The sequence below is a fragment of the Bradyrhizobium sp. Crot121 genome (genome assembly GCF_059512385.1).
The window spans coordinates 45,226-66,353 of record NZ_JCAMOR010000042.1 but is presented as its reverse complement, the minus strand read 5'-3'; the positions used below and the strand labels follow the sequence as shown (position 1 = coordinate 66,353).

Here is a 21,128-nt window from a genome sequence, read left to right as displayed (position 1 = left end):
GTGCTTTTTGTTGCACGGGACCCACGGGTGCAACCAGCACCCGGCTTTCCCTGCGCCCTCTGTTCAATGAGAGGGTGAAACGAGACGCAAAGCTCGGGCGCAACGCGCCGCGAGAATGCACGCTCATATCCTCACGTTGTTTGAAATTTGAATCAGAACTCGCGGCGATGCCGTAGGGTGGGCAAAGCGAAGCGTGCCCACCCTCACGAGCGGAGTGGTCATGGTGGGCACGGGGCTGATGCGCCTTTGCCCACCCTACGGCTCCGCAACCGCTTGCTCGCGCCACAACACCTCCCTGTGGTTATGGGTCCCGGCTTCCGCCGGGACCGACGGAGATATGCCAAGAAGAGCGGCTAATGAATGCGGGCGCTGCGATAGGGCCAGTGCGTGGCTTCGGCCAGTGGCGGCGCGCGCTCGGGCTTTTCGTCGGCGCCGGTGTCCCGCAGCGCCTCGACGAAATTGGCGAACCATTGCTGGATGGTGCCCGTGCAGATCTTCTCCATCATCGCTTCCCAGCGCAGCCGTCGCTCGGCGAGCGGCATGGAAAGCGCGGTGGCGATGGTGCGCGCCATGCCGTCGACGTCGTGCGGGTTGACGATGAGGGCGGCCTCGAGTTCGTTGGCGGCGCCGGCGAATTTCGACAGCACCAGCACGCCGGGATCGGCCGGGTTCTGGGCGGCGACATATTCCTTGGCGACGAGGTTCATGCCGTCTTGCAGCGGCGTCACCACGCCGACCTGCGCCGTGCGGTAGAGGCCGGCCAGCACCGCCTGGCTAAATCCCTTGTTGAGGTAGCGGATCGGCGTCCAGTCGACCTCGCCATGGATGCCGTTGACGTCGGTGACGAGCTTTGCCACCTCGCTCTGCAGATTGCCGTAGGCCTCGATGCCGCCGCGCGAAGGAGTCGCGATCTGCAACAGCGAGATCGTGCGCTTCAGCGAGGGATGCATCGTCCACATCCGGTCGAAGGCCTTGATGCGGTTGATCAGGCCCTTCGAATAGTCGAGCCGGTCGACGCCGATCGCCAGCCGCTCGCCGTTGAGACTGCGTCGCAAGCGCGAGACGTCGGGATGGGTCGTCGCCTTGGTCGCCTGCTGCGCGAATTTCTCCGGATCGATGCCGATCGGGAAGACGGCGGCGCGGCTGCGTCCATAGCGCGAGGTCACGCTGCCATCGCGCACCACGAGGCCGAGATCGGCTTCGACATAGCCGAGGAAATTCTCGCAATCCTCCTCGGTCTGGAAGCCGATAAGATCATAGGCAAGCATCGCCTCGATCAGCTCGCGATGATGCGGCACGCCCTCGATCACCGCGCGCGCCGGCCACGGCGTGTGCAGGAAGAAGCCGATCGGCTTGTCGATGCCGAGATCGCGCAGCTCCGCGCCGAGCGCGAGGAAATGGTAGTCCTGAATCCAGAACACCGAATCGTCCTTGCGGAAGCGCAGCAGAGCGCGCGCCATGAAGGCGTTCACCTCGCGATAGCTGGCATAATCCTCCTCCGAGGCGCGGATCAGGTCGGCGCGCGAATGCAGCGCCGGCCACAGCGCGGAGTTGGCAAAGCCTTCGTAGTAGCCGCCGTAATGCGCGGCCGGAAGATCGAGCATCGCCAGCGCACCGGCGCCGAGCGCTTCCACCTCCGCGAAAGGTTCCTTCTGGTTCCCATCGCGGACACGGCCGCTGGAGCCGACCCAGATCGCGCCCGACTTCTCGACAACAGGCAAAAGAGCGGCGGCGAGGCCGCCGGTCATGGGTTCATTGGGTTTTCCACGCGCTACGCGGTTCGACACGACAACGAGGTTCAAATGGTCCCCTCCCGTTGGGCATTCGCGTATTAACAACCATTCATCAATATGGTTCCTGGCCACGCTTTCTCCGAATTGAAACCAAATTCAGGCAGGCCGCATGGAACCGGGGCGTCAACTCACAAAAAGAAAATTTTTTGCGAGCAGGCGGCCGCCCACAGCAGGAACTGCGGTTATTCCGCGCCAATTTACGGTTGAGGTTTCGGCTAAGGCGCGGCGATTTCGCGCTCGTTGTCGAGCAGATGCGCAAGGAATTCGCGCACGTCGCTCGGCGCATCGAAATGACCGGCCACTCCCTTGGCACGACGGCCGACCGAGAAAGCGAGCCCTTCGAGCTCGGGCATGATGGCAAATACCGTCTCGTCCGTGACGTCATCGCCGATGAAGAACGGCTTGCGGCCCTTGAACGGCGGATGCTTCATCAATTCGCGCACGCCGGTGGCCTTGGTGAAGCCCGCGAGCTTGATTTCGCAGACCTGCTTGCCAGGCAGCACCTCGATCGGCGCATCGGGCAGATCGGCGCGGATCAGCGACACCGCCTCATAGATCGCCCTCTCGGCATGCGGCGCAAGGCGATAGTGCAACGCGAGCGAATAGCCCTTGTCCTCAAGCAGAATGCCCGGGCTCAATCTGGCGATGGCGGCCAGACGGCGCTTCAGCTCCTTGTCGAGCTGCAGCGCGGGGCCTGCATCTCCATCGCCCTGCGGATCGAGCCGCATCTCCGCGCCATGACCGCCGACCGCAGGGAAGACGTCGGGGGCGAAAATCAGGTCAAGATCGTTCACCGAACGGCCGCTGACCAGCGCCAGCGCGCCATTGGTGCGCTCGAGCAGGCGATGAAGCGTTTTCGCCAACCCGGGCGGCACCCAGACCTCGCGCGGCGTCGGCGCGAAGTCGAGCAAGGTGCCGTCGACGTCGAGCAGGACAGCGGTCTCGCTAAGATGCCCGACCAACGCGCTCGGCACCGGCACGGTTTCCGGCGATGCTTCGTCTTCCGGCGAAAAGTCTTCGTCCAGCGGCATGTCAGCCAGTTCCTCAGTCATGTCATTCTACTCCACAACAGCAAGCGGCCGCGCGACAGATTCGAGCGATTTTCGCTCGGCGGCGACGGCGTAGCGCCACGCGACCAAGGCCGCGACGATCATGAGCGCCGACCCCAGGAGGTAGCCGGCAAAGACGGAATTGCGCGATCCGGTATCGATCAGCGCGCCGAACAATGCAGGTCCGATCACGCCGCCGATCCCTGTGCCGATCGCGTAGAACAGCGCAATCGCGAGCGCCCGCACCTCGAGCGGGAACGTCTCGCTCACGGTGAGATAAGCGGCGCTCGCGGCGGGCGAGGCAAAGAAGAAGATCACCATCCAGGCGATCGTCTGTCCTTGCGCGCTCAACGCGCCGATCGAGAACAAATAGCCCGAGAGCGCCAGCAGCACGCCCGACACGCCGTAGGTCAGCGTGATCATGGTGCGGCGTCCCAGCGTATCGAACAGGCGACCGAGCACCAGCGGCCCCAGGAAGTTGCCGGCGGCGAACGGCAGGATGTACCAGCCGACATGGCTGGCGGGGATGCCGAAGAAGTCGGTCAGGATCAGCGCGAAGGTGAAGAAGATCGCGTTGTAGAAGAACGCCTGCGCGCTCATCAGCACGAGCCCGACCAGCGCGCGCTGGCGATAGGTAACAAGCAACGTATGCGCCACTTCACGCAGCGGCGTGTGGTCGCGCATCCGCAGCTTGATCTTCGGCAGTTCCTGCGAGTGCGCCTCGACATGGCCGGTCACGGAGCGCTCGATGTCGTCGACGATCCGATGCGCCTCGTCGGGACGGCCGTGGATCATCAGCCAGCGCGGGCTTTCCGGAATCCACATCCGCATCACGAACACGACGAGGCCAAGACAGGCGCCGGTGAAATAGGCAAGCCGCCAGCCGAGTTCGGGATTGATCACGGCGGGATCGAGCAGGACGATGGCGCTGACGGCGCCGATCGCGGCGCCAATCCAAAAGCTGCCGTTGATGACAAGATCGGTCCAGCCGCGATAGCGCGCCGGCACCAATTCCTGGATGGTCGAATTGATTGCGGTGTATTCGCCGCCGATGCCGGCACCGGTCAGGAAGCGAAACAGCGCATAGCTTGCGACATTCCACGACAGCGCGGTCGCGGCCGTGGCGCTGAGATAAACCGCGAGCGTGATGAAGAACAATTTCTTGCGGCCGATGCGGTCGGTGAGCCAGCCGAAGCCGATCGCACCCAACACCGCGCCGGCAAGATAGGCGCTGTTGGCGAACCCGACATCGAAGTTGGAGAATTGCAGCGTCGGACTCTCCTTCAGCGCCCCCGACAACGCGCCGGCGAGCGTGACCTCGAGCCCGTCGAGGATCCAGGTGATCCCGAGCGCGAGCACCACGCGGGTGTGAAAGCCGCTCCAATAGAGATTGTCGAGACGCACGGGGATGGAGGTCTCGATAATACGGTCATGATCCTGCGGCTGCGGCGCGTCGGCGTCACGGAGTGCAGAAGCAGTTGCAGGACTGGGCTGGATCGGCTGCAAATCCATCACGGAACCAACGAGAAATCACCCCGGAACGCAGCTTGCCCCAAGGTGCTCATCCCAAAAATTTGCGGCAAACAGATGCCCGCCGCCACGCACCACAACGTCCGCCAAGCCACCTGGTTCCCGCATCGCGATATAGGAACCCGGACATAACCGCAGATGTTGCTACCTGAAAAACAGGAGCTCGCAATGGCACCACGTCGCAAAACCAGCGCACGAAAAATCACGGCACGAAAAGGTGCGACAAGGACAACCGCGGCGCGGCGCAAGACCGGTACGCGAAAGACCGGCACGCGCAAGACGTCACCGCGGCGCTGGTCGCAACGCGTGACGCAGCGGAGCGACGCACTCGATCTCGACCGCGGCGTGTTCAAGCAGACCAGCGCGAAGAAGATCGCCGCTTCACTGAAGCGCTCCGCCGAGCGAAGCAAGCGCCGCAAGGCCGGCGCCTACCGCTCGGCGCTATCGATGCTGACCTTCTACATCAACCGCGCCGGCAAGACGCTGCCGCACGCGCAGCGCACGCGATTAGAACGCGCGAAGGTAGAGCTGAAGCACCAGTTCGAGAGGGAGTGAACGTGTGCCCCGTTGTCGTCCCCGCGAAGGCGCGCGAAGGCGGGGACCCATAACCACAGGAAGCTGTTATGACGCGAGCAAGCAGTTGCAGCGGAGCACACCACAAACGCCTGTGGTTATGGGTCCCGGGTCAAGCCCGGGACGGAGCTACGCCGCGCGGATGTTCGCCATGAAGCGGTCGAGCTCGTCGCGCAGGCGCGTGCTTTCGGACGATAGCGAGCGTGCCGAGTTCAGCACCTCCTCCGACGCGGAGCCGGTCTCGGTGGCGCCCCGGTTGACGAGGGTGACGCTGGTGGCGGCTTCCTGCGTGCCCTGCGCGACATTCTGCACGCTACGGGCGATCTCCTGGGTCGCCGTGCTCTGCTGCTCGACTGCGCCGGCGATGTTGGCGGCGATCTCCGAGATCTGGCCGATGGTGCCGCCGATCTCCTTGATGGCGGCAACCGACTCTTGCGTCGCCGACTGCATGCCCGCGATGTGACTGGAAATCTCCTCGGTCGCCCGCGCGGTCTGGCTGGCGAGCGATTTCACCTCGGAGGCGACCACCGCGAAGCCGCGGCCAGCATCGCCGGCGCGTGCGGCTTCGATCGTCGCGTTCAGCGCCAAGAGGTTGGTCTGTTCGGCGATCGCGGTGATCAGCTTGACCACGTCGCCGATCTGTTGCGCCGCGAGCGAGAGCTTGCCGATGCGGGCGTCGGTCTGCTCGGCCTGACGCACCGCAGCATCGGCGATCCGGCTGGACTCCTTCACGCGGCGTCCGATCTCGTCCACGGAAGCCGACAATTCTTCAGTAGCGGAAGCCACCGACTGCATGTTGCTGGACGCCTCCTCGGAGGCACCCGCTACCTGGCTTGAGAGGTTCTGCGTGGTCTCAGCGGTCCGCGTCAGCGTGCCCGCCGCGGTCTCGAGCTGCACCGCCGAGGCCGAGACATTGGCGACGATCGAGCCGACCGCCGTCTCGAATTCGTCGGCGAAGCGGATCAATTCGGTGCGGCGTGCCGCGGCGCTCGCCTTGTTCTGCGCCTCCTGGCTTGCGGCGTCGCGCTCGGCCTTGGCGATCGCCTGGAGCTTGAATTCCTCCACCGCGCCGGCCATCTCGCCGACTTCGTCCTTGCGGCCGAGCCCCGGCAGCACGACGTCGAAATTGCCGGCCGCAAGCTCGCGCATTGCGGCGCACATCGCTCGGATCGGGCGGGAAATGCCGGTTCCAAGCAGAAAGGCGAGAACCGCGCCGAGCACGAAGCCACCGGCGGCGAGCATCAGAATGAACCGCTCGGTCGCGCCGATCGCAGCGTCCGACTCGGTTTCCATGCGCTTCTGGTCGGCGAGCAGGTCCGACTTCATCACGCCGGAGCCCTGATTGATAGCGGCCGCGGATTCCGTCATTTCGATGGTCAACTCGTCGATCGATTTCGCGTTCTCCATCAGCTTCGAGAGCGCCTCCCGATACTCTTCGAGCATCTTCGTCAGCTCTTTGAGCGCGGCGACGACCTTCTCGTCGGTCGAAGAGATCGCCTTCAGCGAATTCTCGACGAATTTCAGCCGCGCCAGCCCGCTGGTTGCGGTGATCTTGTCGGAATTGACAACGAAGGTATTGGCAAGCGCGCTCGCCTGCTGGAATTGCGAAGCGACCTGCTTGGCGCCCATCTCGACGGCGGACAGGCCGGCTTCGGCCGCGTTGGAGGCGAGATCGTCGAGCTTGTAGCGGAGCGAATTACCGCCGCGGGCGAGCTGATTCTGCGCGAGCAGCCCGCTCTCTCCCTTGACCTTGAGGATCTCGGCAAAGATCTTGGTGAAGGCGCGGAACTCCCGCTCGAGCTTTGTCACCTGCTCGACCCGCGCGGGGTCGGTGGTACCTTTCATCGCCTGGAGGATGGCCTCTTTGAGGCTGGCCTCGGCCGCGAGCGCCGCCTTGCCGTCCTCCTCCTTGCCGGTCGCCACATAGTAGCGCGCCAGCGAACGGTAGGAGATCAGCTCGCGGTCGATATTGCGCGCCAGATCGGCCTCCCGGACGCTCGCACGGTAGGCGGCGACGCCTGCGGAGATACGTTCAAAACCGAGATAGGCAAAGCCCATGCTGGCTGCGGTAATCGCCAGCACCGCGGCAAAGCCCAGGATGATTTTCGCACGAAATCGAAGGGTCGGCATTCGCGACCCCACACGCCCCAGTAGTCCCACCCCAACCCCCGTCTTCATTCTGAAAACAAGTGGTGTCCGGGAATCGTCGCCCGGACCCGACGCGCAAAGTTAAGGCAGAATCGATAAGAGCTAGTAAATTCAGCAGACATTTCGGAGAGGTTGTGGAGTACCTCGCCGGGAGGCGCAGCTCCTCGTCCTCGCCGATGTCATGGCCGTGACAAAGATAGGCAAAATCCTAGTTGCCAAGTTCCTCGCCGCTGTTTCTAATTGGAATAATTAAAAGCATCCGGAGGAACGACGCGTGTCTACAGTCAAGCTGACGGTGAACGGCAAAGCGGTATCCGTCGACGTCGAGGACCGAACCCTCCTCGTCCATCTCCTGCGCGAAAACCTGAACCTGACTGGCACCCATGTCGGCTGCGATACCAGCCAGTGCGGCGCCTGTGTTGTCCATATTGACGGGCGGGCGGTGAAATCCTGCACCGTGCTGGCGGGCCAGGCGGCGGGTTCGAACGTCACCACCATCGAAGGCATCGCCAAGGGCGACGAATTGCACCCGATGCAGGCGGCGTTCCGCGACAATCACGGCCTGCAGTGCGGCTACTGCACGCCGGGCATGATCATGTCGGCGATCGATATCGTGCACCGCTATGGCGGCGAGCTCGACGAGACGACCGTCCGCCACGAGCTGGAAGGCAATATCTGCCGCTGCACGGGCTACCACAACATCGTCAAGGCGGTGCTGGACGCCGCCGGGCGCATGAAGGTCGCGCAAGCGGCGGAATAGCCGCCGCCCGCCACATCTCGTCAAACGCCGCCGGGCTTCGATGGAAGCGGCGGGACATCACATCTCCGGTCGGGAGGATTCACAATGGGCATCGAAGGCATTGGCGCAAGCGTCGTCCGCAAGGAAGACCGCCGTTTCATCACAGGCAAAGGCCGTTACGTCGACGACATCAAACTGGTGGGCATGACCTATGCCCAGTTCATCCGCAGCCCCCACGCGCATGCCAAGGTCAAGAGCATCGATTCGAGCGAGGCCCTGAAGAAGCCCGGCGTCATCGCCGTGCTCACGGGCCAGGAGCTCGTCGACGACAAGATCGGCAATCTCATTTGCGGCTGGGCCATCACGTCGAAGGACGGCTCGCCAATGAAGATGGGCGCGTGGCCGGCGATGGCGCCGGAGACCGTGCGCTTCGTCGGCCAGGCGGTCGCGGTCGTGATCGCCGAGACCAAGAACCAGGCGCGCGACGCCGCGGAAGCCGTGGAGGTCGATTATGAAGAGCTGCCGGCGGTTTCTGACATCAAGGCCGCGATCAAGCCAGGCGCGCCGCAGCTTCATCCGGAAGCCTCGGGCAATGTGGTCTATGACTGGCATCTCGGTGACGAGGCCGCGGTGAAGGACGCCTTCAGCAAGGCGGCGAATGTGGTGACGCTTGAGCTCACCAACAACCGTCTGGTGCCGAACGCGATGGAGCCACGATCGGCGATCGCGGACTATGACGCGGCTGAAGAGCATTTCACGCTCTATACGACCTCGCAGAACCCGCATGTCGCCCGTCTCGTGCTGTCGGCCTTCTACAATATCGCGCCCGAGCACAAGCTGCGCGTGATCGCGCCCGACGTCGGCGGCGGCTTCGGCTCCAAGATCTACATATACCCCGAAGAGATGGTGGCGCTGTGGGCCTCCAAGAAAGTCGGCCGCCCGGTGAAGTGGACCGGCGACCGCACGGAAGCTTTCCTCACCGATGCGCATGGCCGCGACCATGTCTCGAAGGCCGAACTGGCGTTCGACAAGGACAACAAGATCCTCGGCCTCCACGTGAAGACCCACGCCAATTTCGGCGCCTACATGTCGCTGTTCTCCTCGGCCGTGCCGACCTATCTCTATGCGACGCTGCTCTCGGGACAATACGTCATCCCGGCGATCTATGCGGAGGTGATCGGCGTCTATACCAACACCACGCCGGTCGATGCCTATCGCGGCGCGGGCCGTCCCGAGGCGAGCTACCTGATCGAGCGGATGATGGAGACCGCGGCGCGGCAGTTGAAGGTCGATCCGACCGAACTGCGGAAGAAGAACTTCATCACCCAGTTCCCGTACCAGACACCGGTAATCATGACCTATGACACCGGCGACTTCCATGCCTCGATCGACGCGGCGATGAAGGCAATCGACTATGCCGGCTTCCCGGCGCGCAAGGCGAAGGCGAAAGCGGACGGCAAGCTGCGCGGCATCGGCGTGTCCTGCTATATCGAAGCCTGCGGCATTGCGCCGTCAAAGGCGGTCGGCAGCCTCGGCGCCGGCGTCGGCCTCTGGGAATCGGCCGAGGTGCGCGTCAATCCGGTCGGCACGATCGAGATCCTCACCGGCTCGCACAGCCACGGCCAGGGCCACGAGACCACGTTCTGCCAGATCATCGCGGACCGCCTCGGCGTCCCCATCAGCCAGGTCTCGATCGTCCATGGCGATACCGACAAGGTGCAGTTCGGCATGGGCACTTACGGCTCGCGCTCGATCGCGGTCGGTGGCGCGGCCATCGTGAAGGCGATGGAAAAGGTCGAGGCCAAGGCCAAGAAGATCGCCGCGCACGCGCTGGAGGCTTCCGAGAACGACATCGTGATCGAGAATGGCGAGTTCAAGGTCACTGGCACCGACAAGTCGATCGCGCTGCCGATGGTCGCGCTCGCCGCCTATACCGCGCACAATCTGCCTGATGGCATGGAGCCGGGGTTGAAGGAGACGGCGTTCTACGATCCGACCAACTTCACCTTCCCGGCCGGCGCCTATATCTGCGAGCTCGAGGTCGATCCCACGACCGGCAAGACTTCATTCGTCAACTTCGTGGCGGCGGATGATTTCGGCCGGCTGATCAACCCGATGATCGTCGCGGGCCAGGTCCATGGCGGACTCGCGCAGGGAATCGGCCAGGCGCTGCTCGAAAGCGCGGTTTACGACAGCAACGGCCAGCCGGTCACGGCATCCTTCATGGACTACACCATGCCGCGCGCCGACGACCTGCCGTCCTTCCAGATCTCGCACACCACAACGCTGTGTCCGGGCAATCCGCTCGGCGTCAAGGGTTGTGGCGAGGCCGGCGCGATCGGCGCATCGGCCGCCGTGATCAACGCGATCACGGATGCGATCGGCAGCAACAAGCTCGAAATGCCGGCGACGCCCGATCGCGTCTGGCATGCCATTCACGGTTAACGAGGAGCGTGAGCCATGTACGAGACCATTTATCATCGCGCTTCATCGGTCGACGAAGCGGCTGCCCTGTTCGCCAAAGGTGAGGAGCCGAAATATCTCGCTGGCGGTCACACGCTGATCCCCGTGATGAAGCAGCGGCTGGCCTCGCCATCTGACGTCATCGACCTCGGCAAGATCAAGGAATTGATCGGCGTGGACGCGACGGCCGACGCGCTGACGATCAAGGCGGCGACGCCGCATTGTGACGTGGCGCAGAACAGCGCGGCGCAAAAGGCGATCCCGGCAATCGCCTATCTCGCCTCGCTGATCGGCGACCCCGCGGTGCGCCATCGCGGCACGATCGGCGGCTCGCTCGCCAACAACGATCCCGCCGCGGATTACCCGGCCGCAGTGCTGGCGCTCGGCGCGACCATCAAAACCAACAAGCGCACGATCGCAGCCGATGACTTCTTCCAGGGACTGTTCTCGACCGCCCTTGAAGACGGTGAGATCATCACGGCCGTGTCGTTCCCGATTCCGGCCAAGGCGGGCTACGCCAAATTCCCGCACCCCGCCTCGCGCTTTGCGCTAACCGGCGTGTTCGTCGCCAAGACCAAGGACGGTGACGTCCGCGTCGCCGCGACCGGCGCGTCGCAAAGCGGCGTCACGCGCGTCGGCCCGATCGAAGCGGCGCTGAAGGCGAACTGGTCGGCAGCCGCGCTCGACAGCGTGCAAATTCCGTCTGCCGGATTGCTCAGCGACATCCACGGCTCCGCCGACTACCGCGCCAACCTCATCAAGGTGATGGCGCAGCGCGCGGTGACGGCGGCGGGCTGATCCGGAGCATCCTACCTTCGCCTGTGGCAACGGCGCGCAGTGATGCGCGCCGTTCCACTTTAAATCAAGGTCTTCGGAAAAAGCGCTTGCAAGGCCGGGCATATCGCCCGACAATTTAGCTAATCGCCTAATTAAAACACGGATGGAAACGTGCTCGATAAACCCGCCCCTCAATCCGCTGTCCGGGCCTCCGGCCCGCTCGCCGGCACCCGCATCGTCGAATTCGCGGGCATCGGCCCCGGCCCATTCGCCTGCATGATGCTGGCAGATATGGGCGCGGAGGTCATCACCCTCGACCGCCTCGGCGCCGGCAAGAATCTCAAGGGCGTTTCCACGCGCGGGCGCAAGGTCGTCGAACTCGACCTCAAGGACAAGGCGGCGGTCGCGCAGGTGCTCGATCTCCTCGCCAATGCCGATGCGCTGATCGAGGGCTTTCGTCCCGGTGTGATGGAGCGGCTTGGCCTCGGTCCCGACGTCGTGCTTGCGCGTAACCCGAAGCTGGTCTACGGCCGCATGACCGGCTGGGGCCAGGAGGGCCCGCTCGCGAACGCCGCCGGTCACGACATCAACTACATCTCGATCACCGGCGCGCTGGCCGCGATCGGCACCAAAGAGAAGCCGGTGCCGCCGCTCAACCTCGTCGGCGATTTCGGCGGCGGCGCGCTCTATCTCGTGGTCGGCGTGCTAGCCGCGCTGTTGGAAGCATCGAAATCCGGCAAGGGCCAGGTGGTCGATACCGCGATGTGCGACGGCGCGGCGTCGCTGATGTCGATGTTCTTTGACCTGGCCGCAAGCGGCCGCTGGGTGGAGGGACGCGACCAGAATATGCTCGACGGCGGCGCGCATTTCTACGGCGTCTACGAATGCGCCTGCGGCCATTTCGTTTCGATCGGTTCGATCGAGCCGCAATTCTACGCCCTGTTGCGCAAGCACGCCGGCCTCACGGACGCCGAGTTCGACGCCCAGATGGACCGCAAGGCCTGGCCCGCGCTGAAAGACAAGCTCACCGAGATATTCAAGAGCAAGACGCGCGAGGAGTGGTGCAAGATCATGGAAGGCACCGACATCTGCTTCGCGCCGATCCTGACCATGGCGGAAGCCCCGAACCATCCGCACATGGCCGCGCGAAAGGTGTTCGTCGAACGCCATGGCGTCACGCAGCCGGCGCCCGCGCCGCGCTTCTCGCGGACACCGTCGGCGATCAGGGAGCCGGTGACAGCGGAGCTTGGCGATGTGCTGAGCGCGTGGAAGCGATAGCCGCCGCCTCTATCCGCTCGGCGTAGGGTGGGCAAAGCGCAGCCTGCCCGCCATCAAGAGCAGCGCAAGAAGAGGTGGGCACGCTGCGCTTTGCCCACCCTACGGCAGCCTTACGCTGCGTGGTCCACCTTCAGCACGCCGCGGCGGATCTGGTCTTCCTCGATCGATTCGAACAGGGCCTTGAAGTTGCCCTCGCCGAATCCGTCGTCGCCCTTGCGCTGGATGAATTCGAAGAAGATCGGTCCGATCGCATTGGCCGAGAATATCTGCAGCAGCACCTTGGTCTGGCCGCCATCGACCACGCCCTCGCCGTCGATCAGGATGCCGTTCTGCTGCAGCCGCGCGACATCCTCGCCATGCCCGGACAGGCGCTGGTCGATCTTCTCGAAATAGGTGTCAGGCGGTGACGGCATGAACGGCAGCCCGGCCGCGCGCAGCGTCTCGATGGTCTGGTGGATATCGCGCGCGCCGCAGGCGATGTGCTGGATGCCCTCGCCGCGATAGAGGTTGAGATATTCCTCGATCTGTCCGGAATCGCCGGCATCCTCGTTGATCGGAATCCGGATCTTGCCGTCCGGACTGGTCAGGGCGCGCGAGAACAGGCCCGAGGCGCGGCCCTCGATATCGAAGAAGCGGATCTGGCGGAAATTGAACAATCTGGCGTAGAAGCCGGTCCAGACATCCATGCGGCCGCGATGGACGTTATGGGTGAGGTGATCGATGTAATAGAGCCCCGAGCCCTCAGGCCGCGGGTTCTTCTCGCCGAGCCATTCGAACTCGAGATCATAGGCCGAGCCCTTCGCGCCATAGCGATCGACCAGATAGAGCAGGCTGCCGCCGATGCCCTTGATCGCGGGAACGTCGAGCGTCTTCTGCGCGGCATTGTCGGCCGGCTCCGCGCCGAGCGACAACGCGCGCTCATAGGCACGCCTGGCATCGACCACGCGGAACGCCATCGACGGCGCGCACGGCCCGTGCGCGGCGACGAAGTCATGGCCGTGGGTATCAGGCTCCTCATTGACGAGATAGTTGATGTCGCCCTGGCGATAGACCGTGATCTTCTTCCTCTTGTGGCGGGCGACCGGCACATAGCCCATCAGCTTGAACAGGCGGTGCAGCTCTTCCGGATGCGGATGGGCGTATTCGACGAACTCGAAACCATCCGTGCCCATCGGATTGTCGGCGCTGATTTCGGCCGGTGGCGCATCGTGCGGAAACGGACCCATTGGCGATTCTCCCTACTTTGGTTGACGGAATCTCCGCCGACCGGGCCGCAAGGTGCATGCAAAATGGCGCGCGATGGGCTAGTCTCATGCACAATTTGTGCATCGTAACGGCAAATGGCGCATGATCCAGTTGGACACCTTCGATCTCAAGATCCTTGCCGCATTGCAGGACGACGGCCGGCTGACCAATCAACAGCTCGCCGATCTCATTGGTCTGTCGGCCTCGCAATGCTCGCGGCGACGGATGCGACTGGAAGAGGAGAAAGTGATCTCGGGCTATCACGCCGACCTCGCCGGCGAGGCACTCGGCTTCGAGCTGATCGCCTTCATCCAGATCACGCTGGCGACGCACTCGCCTGACAACGCGAAGAAATTCCGGGAGCTGATCAACCGCGTCGACGCGATCCAGGAAGCCTATTCGCTGACCGGAGACGCCGACTATCTCTTGAAGGCCGTGCTGCGCGACCTCAAGAGCCTGTCCGACATCGTCAACAATGTGCTGATGCCGCACCAGAGCGTCGCCCATGTGCGCTCTTCGATCGTGCTGGACCGGCTGAAGGAGAGCGCGAAATTGCCGTTGAAGGCGTTAGGCAAGTAAGCATGGCGCAAATCGAGGGAATTCCGTCATTCGAATTGCGGGCCTAGTTTGCGATGATCCGTCCCGCTTCAGCCTGAGAAACGACCATGGCGCTGCAACTGCGACCGAACTGCGAATATTGCGACAAGGATCTGCCGCCGAACGCGACGGAGGCGATGATCTGCTCCTATGAATGCACTTTCTGCGCGGATTGCGTGGAGCACAGACTGTTCAACGTCTGCCCGAACTGCGGCGGCGGCTTCGCGCCGCGCCCGATAAGGCCGTCACGGGAATGGCGCCCGGGCGTGTGTGCAGTGAAGCAAACGCCGTCGGGGAAGCGGGTGCATCTGAAATACAGTCTGGAGGATGTTGCGGCGCATTCGGCACGACTGCGCCACATTCCGTCGGAACAGCGGTGAATCCTCTCCGTCATTGCGAGCGAAGCGAAGCAATCCATGCCTCCACACGAGGAGAGATGGATTGCTTCGTCGCTTCGCTCCTCGCAATGACGGCGTATGGCTATTCCGCCGCCACGATCGTCCCCTCGACTTCGCCGAAGCCGACGCGATAGCCGTCGCCCTGGCACCAGCCGCGCATGACGAGCGAATCGCCGTCTTCGAGGAAGGAGCGCTTGACGCCGCCTGCAAGTTCGACGGGCTCAGTGCCATTCCAGCTTATCTCGAGCAGGCTGCCGCGCTGGTCCTTCTCTGGCCCGGAGATGGTGCCACTCCCCAAGAGGTCGCCGATATTCATGGCGCAGCCAGAGGAGGCGTGGTGCAGCAATTGCTGCACCGACGACCAGTACATGTATTTGAAATTGGTGCGGCCGATCCGCGCCGGCTCGTTCATCCCGGCCGCACGCAGGCCTACGTCGAGCGTGAGATCATAATTGTTCGGCTGCGTCTGGCGCAGATACGGTAAGGGCGCGGGCTCCTGTATCGGCGCTTGCAGGCGGAACGGCTCCAGCGCCTCGCGCGTCACCACCCATGGGCTGATCGAGGTCGCGAACGCCTTGGCCTGGAACGGACCGAGCGGAACATACTCCCATTGCTGGATGTCCCGCGCGCTCCAATCGTTCAGAATGACGAAACCGAAGATCATCTCTTCGGCCTGTTGCTCGCTCAGCATCTCGCCCATCGTTGACGGCTGGCCGACGACGGCGCCCATCTCGAGTTCGAAATCGAGCCGCTTGCAAGGACCGAAGCTCGGCACCTCCACATTTGGCGGCTTCAATTGGCCGCGCGGCCGGCGCACTTTCGTGCCGCTCACGACGACGGTCGAGGCGCGGCCGTTATAGGCGATCGGCATGTGCAGCCAGTTCGGCTGCAATGCGTTGTCCTTGCCGCGGAACATGATGCCGACGTTGGTGGCGTGCTCCTTGGACGAATAGAAGTCGGTGTAGCCGGCGACCGTGATCGGCAGGTGCAGCTTCACGTCGGCCATCGGCACCAGCGCACGCTGGCGCAGGCGCTCATTGTCGCGCAGCTCGGGATGGTCGTGGCGCAAGAGTTCACTGATCCGCGCGCGGGTGCGCGACCAGACCTTTGGACCAAGAGCCATGAACGGGTTGAGCGAGGACGCGGCGAATACCGCGGGTTCGACCACATCGATGCGGCAGTCCTGCGCGAGCTGCCAGAGATCGAGCACGTAATCGCCGATCGCAACGCCGATGCGCGGAGCCAGACCGTCCTTGGACGAGAACACGCCGTAGGGCAGATTCTGGATCGGGAAATCGGACGCGGGATCGACGTCGATGAAGGAGCGGAGTTTTGGGTCGTTGGGATGGGACATGCTTTCCTGCCAGATCTTTGTGATGCATTCTCCACTCGTCATTCCGGGATGCGCCGGAAGGCGCAGGCCCGGAATCCATTCGGCCACAGACACGGGTGGACAGATGGATTCCGGGCTCGCGCTGCGCGCGCCCCGGAATGACGGAGAGAGCTTATACTATGGCCTGCCCGGATCGAACCGCTTCTCCAGTCCCTTCCAGCAATCGGCGTAGTCGTCCTGCAGCGTCGCCGACTTCGCCGCGAATTCGGTGACGCGCTGCGGGAAGCGGGTTTCGAACATGAAGGCCATGGTGCCCGTTAGCTTCACCGGCTTCAACTCGCCATTGCTGGCGTGATCGAACGCCTCGCGGTCGGGGCCATGCGGCAGCATGCAGTTGTGCAGCGAGATGCCGCCGGGGACGAAGCCCTGCGGCTTGGCGTCGTAGACACCGTAGATCAGGCCCATGAACTCCGACATGATGTTCATGTGATACCACGGCGGCCGGAACGTGTTCTCCGCCACCATCCAGCGCTCCGGGAAGATGACGAAATCGATATTCGCGGTGCCCGCGGTCTCCGACGGCGAGGTCAGGACCGTGAAGATCGAGGGATCGGGATGATCGAACGCGATCGCGCCGACCGGCGAGAAGGTGCGCAGATCGTATTTGTACGGCGCGTAATTGCCGTGCCAGGCGACCACATCGATCGGCGAATGCGGCAGCGTCGTCTTCCAAAGCGAGCCGCCCCATTTCACATAGAGCTCGGTCGGCGTGTCCTTGTCCTCATAACTGGCGACAGGCGTCAGGAAGTCGCGCGAGTTGGCCAGGCAATTGGCGCCGATCGGGCCACGCTCCGGCAGCGTGAAGGCGCCGCCGTAATTCTCGCAGAGATAGCCGCGCGCGGGGCCGTTCGGGATCTCGACGCGGAATTTCACGCCGCGCGGGATCACCACGATCTCGCCGGGCTCGGCATCGATGCGGCCGAACTCGGTGACGAGGCGAAGATTGCCCTGCTGCAGCACGAACATCATCTCGCCGTCGGCATTGTAGAAATGCTGGTCCACCATCGATTTGGTGATCAGATAGACATGCGCCGCCATGCCGGCTTGCGTGTTGGCGTCGCCGGCCGTGGTCATGGTCTGCACGCCCTGCAGGAACGTCTGTTCCTGCGACGGCATCGGCGCCGGATTCCAGCGGAGCTGCTCGATCGGCATCTCGTATTCGTGGCAGGGCGCGGTGCGCCACAGCCCGGCATCGGCTTTCTCAAACCGGCCGGAGTGTTTCACGGACGGCCGAATCCGATAGAGCCAGGAGCGCTCATTGGCGCCGCGCGGCGCGGTGAAAGGCGAGCCGGAGAGCTGCTCGGCATAGAGCCCATAGGCGCAGCGCTGCGGCGAGTTGCGCCCGACCGGCAGCGCGCCGGGCAAGGCCTCGGTCTCAAAGCTGTTGCCGAAGCCGGACATGTAGCCCGGCGTGATTTGCGCGGAGCTCTTGGCGATCACATCAGGCGAGGTGTTGATGTTCATGGTCATCCTCCTCCTTGCAGCGCGGCCCACATTTCGCGGTCGCGCTTGTCGGTCCAGATCACGGGATCATCGATCCCGGACGCTTCGTCATAGGCGCGCGAGACGTTGAACGGCAGGCAATGCTCGTAGATCGCGAAGCTCGAGAATTTCGGATCCATCACCTCGCGCGTCGCCGCCATCGTCTCCTTCAGCGTGCGCCCTTTCGCCACGGAGGCCTCGGCTGCACCGTAGAGCGTCGTGACGAAATCACGCGTCATCGCGATCGCCTCGCGCCCAGTGGCAAGGCCTTTCAACGCATCGCCACGACCGGGCGCGATCGCCTTGGGATTGAAGGCGCGGATCTCGTTCAGCGTCATCGGCCATTCGCGCAAATGCGCATCGCCGCAATAGCAGGCCGAGTGATATTCGATGAGATCTCCGGAGAACATCACCTCGGCATCCGGCACCCAGGCGACGATGTCGCCGGATGTGTGGCCGGCGCCAAGCTGCATCAGCCGCACTTCGCGCTTGCCGAGATAGATCGACATCTCGCCCTCGAAGGTGAGCGTCGGCCAGGTCAGGCCGGGAATGCTCTGGGCGTCCTGGAACAGGCGCGGGAAGCGGCCATACTCCGAATCCCAATCCTGCTGGCCGCGCTCCGCGATCAGGCGGTAGGTCTCCTGCGAGGCGACAATGGCTTGCGCCTTATAGGCGGAAGCCCCCAGCACGCGCACCGCATGGTAATGCGACAGCACGACATATTTGATCGGCTTGTGGGTCACGGTGCGCACGCGCTCGATCACCTTGTTCGCCATCGCCGGCGTCGCCTGCGCGTCGAACACGAGGCAGCCGTCGTCGCCGACGATCACGGCGGTGTTGGGATCGCCCTCGGCGGTGAAGGCGTAGAGATCGCTGCCGATCTCGGAGAAGGTGATCTTCTTCTCCGCAAGATCCGTGGTGGACGCAAAGCCTTTTGCCATCGGGTGTCCTCGTTATTGTTGCTGCTGTTGTTGCTGCTGCTGGCTCGCCTCCAGCATCCGCCGCTTGGCGAGCGCGATCGCTTCGCGCAGCACGTCGATGTCGCCGATATGGTTGGCGAGCACGAGCACCAGCGCGGCATCGAGATCGGCGCTCTGCGCCTCCGTCAAGCCGCGATGCGCTTCGACGACGGCGCGGAAGGCATCGTCCGGTTTTGCGAAGTTCGAGCTGGTCGACAGCGCCATGGCAACCTCAATTGAATCCCGTCGCCCGCGCCAGCGCCGCCTCTAACAGCGGCTGCGTCGGGCGACGGAAGCGTGCGGCGATATAGCCATCGGGCCGCAGCAGATAGGCGGTGCCGGGTTCGGCATCGTACCGCTTGCCGACGAGACCGGTGGCATCGGCGAAACCATCGTCGCCACCGATGCGGATCGTATTTACGCCATCCGGCACATCCACCGCGGCGCCATTACCAAACTCCAGCAGCGTGAACCCCGTTCCCGCGCCGATAAACGCCTCGGTCAGGAACTGCGGATTGCCGCTGCGTCCAGCAATCGGCGCATCCGGCATGGACGCGCCCGGCCGTGGCCCGCCGCACCATGCGTCACCATCCGGCGTCGACAGCGGCGTGTCGTAAACCGACGGCACCGACAGCCGGCCGCCATTGACCATGCGCTTGCCGAACTCGGTCTCCTTCGCCAGCGCCAGCACCGCCTGGCGCAGCCGCGCCTCCTGCCGCGAGTTTGGCGCCATGAAATCGGTGGAGCGGGTGGATTCGCGGATGTTCTCATCGGCCGCGGCGCTGCGCTCGATGTGATAGCTCTCGAGGAGCGATTCTGGAGACGTCCCGCGCAGCACGCGGTCGAGTTTCCACGACAGATTCTCGGCGTCCTCGAGCCCGGAATTGGCGCCGCGCGCGCCAAACGGCGAGACCTGGTGCGCGGCGTCGCCGGCAAAGATCACGCGGCCGTGGATGAACTTGTCCATCCGCCGGCACTGGAATTTGTAGAGCGAGATCCACTCGAAATCGAACTTGTCGTGGCCGAGCATGCGTGCGATCCGCGGCCGGACATTTTCCGGCTTCCTTTCATGCATCGGGTCTGCATCTGGATGGAGCTGCAGATCGATCCGCCAGACATCGTCCGGCTGCTTGTGCAACAGCGCCGAGCGCCCGGCATGGAACGGCGGGTCGAACCAGAACCAGCGCTCGGTCGGGAACGCCGCCGTCATCTTGACGTCGGCGATCAGGAACTGGTCCTCGAACACCTGGCCGGAAAATTCCGCGCCGACCATTTTGCGCAGCGACGAGCGTGCACCGTCGCAGGCGATCACGAAGGAAGCCCGAATCCTGTAGGCGCCCTCCGGCGTCTCGATCGTCAGCGCCACGCCATCGTTGCGGCTTTCCAGCGCAACCACCTTGTTGCGCCAGCGCAGGTCGATCGCCGATAACTCGCGCACGCGATCGACCAGATAGGCCTCGGCATAGAATTGCTGCAGGTTGATGAAGGCCGGCCGCTTGTGACCGTCCTCCGGCAACAGGTTGAACTGATAGAGCTGGGAGGCGCCATGGAAAATCTTACCGACGCTCCACATCACGCCCTTCTCGACCATGCGGTCGCCGACGCCAAGCCGGTCCCAATATTCCAGCGAGCGCTTCGCGAAGCAGATCGCGCGCGAGCCTTCGCCGATCCGGTCGGCGTCGTCGAGCAGCACCACAGGTTGCCCGCGCTGGGCGAGATCGATCGCGAGCGACAATCCCACAGGGCCGGCGCCGACCACCACGACCGGATATTCAGCCGCGTTAGCCGCTACCCGATCCTGGTCGGGATGCCTCTGATAGCCGAACCGGGTTTTGCCCTGCGTCATCCGCTCAAACCCTTGCCGCTTCCTCGTGGCCCTGTTAAATTAGTCTCACTTGCAACGATCTTAAACCCCCTGACGGCACCGCCGTCAACTCCCCCTCGGAGGCATTTTGACGAAATCGGTTTCGAGCGACGACATGGCGGCGACGCGATTCGAACCCGACTCGGTCGCGCCGCAGGAGGACGCGGCGGCCAAGAAAAGGCTCGACCTCTTCCACTTCATGCCGTTCCGCCTGAACCGATTGGCGGCGGAGGTGAGCTCGGCGCTTTCCGCCGAGTATCAGGCGCGCTACGGGCTCGACATCCCCTCATGGCGCGTGCTGGCGACGCTCGGCTTCCGCCGCGAAGCCTGCAGCGCGCAATACATCGCCGATTGCACGCGGACACATAAGTCGACCATCAGCCGCGCCGTCACCACGCTGATGGAACGGCAGATCATCGAGCGCGTCGAGAATGCCGACGACCGCCGCGAATTCCGCCTGCAGCTCACCCGCAAAGGCAAGGCGCTGTACGAGGAACTGATCCCGCGCCTGCTCCGAAGGGAGCAGGAGATTTTCTCATGCCTGTCGGCGCAGGAGCGGCGGCAACTCGGAAAACTGCTCGGCAAGATCGAGCACGGCCTTGAGCTGGTGCAGACCAGCGAAGAGGCGGACGCGAAGGAAACGTATTAGAGCATGATGTCATTTGGTTGAATCGGCGTGACCGCGATTGTCCACCTCTCCCATAGGGAGAGGTCGGCGCGCAGCGCCGGGTGAGCGGTTACGGTTCCTCGATGGAGCTCATCCCCCTCACCCGGATCGCATCTCACGATGCGATCCGACCTCTCTCCGTCGGGGAGAGGTAAGGCACCTCCGACGTGGCG

At 63.8% G+C, this 21,128-nt stretch carries 18 protein-coding genes; 8 read left to right on the top strand and 10 right to left on the bottom strand.

All coding sequences use genetic code 11. The features are described from left to right. Positions 1 to 353: 353 nt before the first annotated feature. From AC5ZGW_RS29325 to AC5ZGW_RS29315, 3 genes are all read right to left on the bottom strand, one after another. Positions 354 to 1,802: a trehalose-6-phosphate synthase gene (locus AC5ZGW_RS29325; RefSeq protein WP_165435478.1), complete on the bottom strand. Its 1,449-nt coding sequence runs from the start codon at positions 1,800 to 1,802 to the stop codon at positions 354 to 356. 206 nt (positions 1,803 to 2,008) lie between these two features. Continuing rightward, on the bottom strand, positions 2,009 to 2,845 hold the full coding sequence (otsB, locus tag AC5ZGW_RS29320; protein WP_130228968.1) for a trehalose-phosphatase: 837 nt from the start codon (positions 2,843 to 2,845) through the stop codon (positions 2,009 to 2,011). Positions 2,846 to 2,851: 6 nt separating this feature from the next. Beyond that, positions 2,852 to 4,354 carry an MFS transporter gene (locus AC5ZGW_RS29315; RefSeq protein ID WP_130228967.1) on the bottom strand — a complete coding sequence of 501 codons (1,503 nt, stop codon included), beginning with the start codon at positions 4,352 to 4,354 and terminating at the stop codon, positions 2,852 to 2,854. Positions 4,355 to 4,540: 186 nt separating this feature from the next. Between AC5ZGW_RS29315 and AC5ZGW_RS29310 the strand changes: the two genes are divergently transcribed. After that, entirely contained in the window at positions 4,541 to 4,927 is a 387-nt protein-coding gene (locus AC5ZGW_RS29310; RefSeq protein WP_130228966.1) for a DUF3175 domain-containing protein, read from the top strand. 147 nt (positions 4,928 to 5,074) lie between these two features. Here AC5ZGW_RS29310 and AC5ZGW_RS29305 read toward each other — a convergent pair whose 3' ends face one another. Then, positions 5,075 to 7,123 (bottom strand): methyl-accepting chemotaxis protein, encoded by a 2,049-nt coding sequence (locus AC5ZGW_RS29305; protein WP_130228965.1) that lies wholly within the window; start codon positions 7,121 to 7,123, stop codon positions 5,075 to 5,077. Between the two features lie 244 nt (positions 7,124 to 7,367). Here AC5ZGW_RS29305 and AC5ZGW_RS29300 point away from each other — a divergent pair, with 244 nt between their 5' ends. The 4 genes from AC5ZGW_RS29300 (at position 7,368) to AC5ZGW_RS29285 (ending at position 12,350) form a co-directional block, all read left to right on the top strand. Continuing rightward, the gene (locus AC5ZGW_RS29300; RefSeq protein WP_028162342.1) at positions 7,368 to 7,853 is read left to right on the top strand and encodes a (2Fe-2S)-binding protein; all 486 of its coding nucleotides are present in this window, start codon (positions 7,368 to 7,370) and stop codon (positions 7,851 to 7,853) included. An 84-nt stretch (positions 7,854 to 7,937) separates the two neighbouring features. Further along, complete coding sequence (locus AC5ZGW_RS29295) at positions 7,938 to 10,277, top strand: xanthine dehydrogenase family protein molybdopterin-binding subunit (RefSeq protein ID WP_130228964.1); 2,340 nt, start codon at positions 7,938 to 7,940, stop codon at positions 10,275 to 10,277. Positions 10,278 to 10,292: 15 nt separating this feature from the next. Next, positions 10,293 to 11,093 (top strand): FAD binding domain-containing protein, encoded by an 801-nt coding sequence (locus AC5ZGW_RS29290; RefSeq protein ID WP_028162344.1) that lies wholly within the window; start codon positions 10,293 to 10,295, stop codon positions 11,091 to 11,093. Positions 11,094 to 11,243: 150 nt separating this feature from the next. After that, positions 11,244 to 12,350, top strand: a complete 1,107-nt coding sequence (locus AC5ZGW_RS29285) for a CaiB/BaiF CoA transferase family protein (RefSeq protein ID WP_130228963.1) — start codon at positions 11,244 to 11,246, stop codon at positions 12,348 to 12,350. 110 nt (positions 12,351 to 12,460) lie between these two features. On the opposite strand, the gene hppD is transcribed toward AC5ZGW_RS29285, so the two are convergent. Next, a complete protein-coding gene (hppD, locus tag AC5ZGW_RS29280; protein WP_130228962.1) occupies positions 12,461 to 13,576 on the bottom strand; it encodes a 4-hydroxyphenylpyruvate dioxygenase in 1,116 nt (371 codons plus the stop codon). 121 nt (positions 13,577 to 13,697) lie between these two features. Here hppD and AC5ZGW_RS29275 point away from each other — a divergent pair, with 121 nt between their 5' ends. Then, positions 13,698 to 14,174 carry an Lrp/AsnC family transcriptional regulator gene (locus AC5ZGW_RS29275; RefSeq protein WP_165435477.1) on the top strand — a complete coding sequence of 159 codons (477 nt, stop codon included), beginning with the start codon at positions 13,698 to 13,700 and terminating at the stop codon, positions 14,172 to 14,174. Positions 14,175 to 14,260: 86 nt separating this feature from the next. Continuing rightward, entirely contained in the window at positions 14,261 to 14,572 is a 312-nt protein-coding gene (locus AC5ZGW_RS29270; protein ID WP_130228960.1) for a DUF1272 domain-containing protein, read from the top strand. Positions 14,573 to 14,672: 100 nt separating this feature from the next. On the opposite strand, the gene fahA is transcribed toward AC5ZGW_RS29270, so the two are convergent. The 5 genes from fahA to AC5ZGW_RS29245 all read right to left on the bottom strand — a co-directional run bounded on the left by fahA (position 14,673) and on the right by AC5ZGW_RS29245 (position 20,270). Next, positions 14,673 to 15,944: a fumarylacetoacetase gene (gene fahA, locus AC5ZGW_RS29265; protein ID WP_130228959.1), complete on the bottom strand. Its 1,272-nt coding sequence runs from the start codon at positions 15,942 to 15,944 to the stop codon at positions 14,673 to 14,675. Between the two features lie 156 nt (positions 15,945 to 16,100). Beyond that, positions 16,101 to 17,447 (bottom strand): homogentisate 1,2-dioxygenase, encoded by a 1,347-nt coding sequence (gene hmgA / locus AC5ZGW_RS29260; protein WP_165435476.1) that lies wholly within the window; start codon positions 17,445 to 17,447, stop codon positions 16,101 to 16,103. 2 nt (positions 17,448 to 17,449) lie between these two features. Continuing rightward, positions 17,450 to 18,406, bottom strand: a complete 957-nt coding sequence (locus AC5ZGW_RS29255) for an MBL fold metallo-hydrolase (RefSeq protein WP_130228957.1) — start codon at positions 18,404 to 18,406, stop codon at positions 17,450 to 17,452. Between the two features lie 12 nt (positions 18,407 to 18,418). Then, positions 18,419 to 18,649, bottom strand: coding sequence for a DUF2783 domain-containing protein (locus AC5ZGW_RS29250; RefSeq protein ID WP_028162352.1), 231 nt, complete (start codon positions 18,647 to 18,649; stop codon positions 18,419 to 18,421). 7 nt (positions 18,650 to 18,656) lie between these two features. Next, the gene (locus AC5ZGW_RS29245; RefSeq protein ID WP_130228956.1) at positions 18,657 to 20,270 is read right to left on the bottom strand and encodes an FAD-dependent oxidoreductase; all 1,614 of its coding nucleotides are present in this window, start codon (positions 20,268 to 20,270) and stop codon (positions 18,657 to 18,659) included. 133 nt (positions 20,271 to 20,403) lie between these two features. Between AC5ZGW_RS29245 and AC5ZGW_RS29240 the strand changes: the two genes are divergently transcribed. Continuing rightward, a complete protein-coding gene (locus AC5ZGW_RS29240; RefSeq protein ID WP_130228955.1) occupies positions 20,404 to 20,937 on the top strand; it encodes a MarR family winged helix-turn-helix transcriptional regulator in 534 nt (177 codons plus the stop codon). Positions 20,938 to 21,128: the final 191 nt, after the last annotated feature.

Bases quoted from the DNA above. Each gene is read 5' to 3' on its own strand.
- otsB (WP_130228968.1), bottom strand. From the start codon at position 2,845: ATGACTGAGGAACTGGCTGACATGCCGCTGGACGAAGACTTTTCGCCG.
- AC5ZGW_RS29315 (WP_130228967.1), bottom strand. From the start codon at position 4,354: ATGGATTTGCAGCCGATCCAGCCCAGTCCTGCAACTGCTTCTGCACTC.
- AC5ZGW_RS29310 (WP_130228966.1), top strand. From the start codon at position 4,541: ATGGCACCACGTCGCAAAACCAGCGCACGAAAAATCACGGCACGAAAA.
- AC5ZGW_RS29305 (WP_130228965.1), bottom strand. From the start codon at position 7,123: ATGAAGACGGGGGTTGGGGTGGGACTACTGGGGCGTGTGGGGTCGCGA.
- AC5ZGW_RS29295 (WP_130228964.1), top strand. From the start codon at position 7,938: ATGGGCATCGAAGGCATTGGCGCAAGCGTCGTCCGCAAGGAAGACCGC.
- AC5ZGW_RS29290 (WP_028162344.1), top strand. From the start codon at position 10,293: ATGTACGAGACCATTTATCATCGCGCTTCATCGGTCGACGAAGCGGCT.
- hppD (WP_130228962.1), bottom strand. From the start codon at position 13,576: ATGGGTCCGTTTCCGCACGATGCGCCACCGGCCGAAATCAGCGCCGAC.
- AC5ZGW_RS29275 (WP_165435477.1), top strand. From the start codon at position 13,698: ATGATCCAGTTGGACACCTTCGATCTCAAGATCCTTGCCGCATTGCAG.
- AC5ZGW_RS29270 (WP_130228960.1), top strand. From the start codon at position 14,261: ATGGCGCTGCAACTGCGACCGAACTGCGAATATTGCGACAAGGATCTG.
- fahA (WP_130228959.1), bottom strand. From the start codon at position 15,944: ATGTCCCATCCCAACGACCCAAAACTCCGCTCCTTCATCGACGTCGAT.
- hmgA (WP_165435476.1), bottom strand. From the start codon at position 17,447: ATGAACATCAACACCTCGCCTGATGTGATCGCCAAGAGCTCCGCGCAA.
- AC5ZGW_RS29255 (WP_130228957.1), bottom strand. From the start codon at position 18,406: ATGGCAAAAGGCTTTGCGTCCACCACGGATCTTGCGGAGAAGAAGATC.
- AC5ZGW_RS29250 (WP_028162352.1), bottom strand. From the start codon at position 18,649: ATGGCGCTGTCGACCAGCTCGAACTTCGCAAAACCGGACGATGCCTTC.
- AC5ZGW_RS29245 (WP_130228956.1), bottom strand. From the start codon at position 20,270: ATGACGCAGGGCAAAACCCGGTTCGGCTATCAGAGGCATCCCGACCAG.
- AC5ZGW_RS29240 (WP_130228955.1), top strand. From the start codon at position 20,404: ATGGCGGCGACGCGATTCGAACCCGACTCGGTCGCGCCGCAGGAGGAC.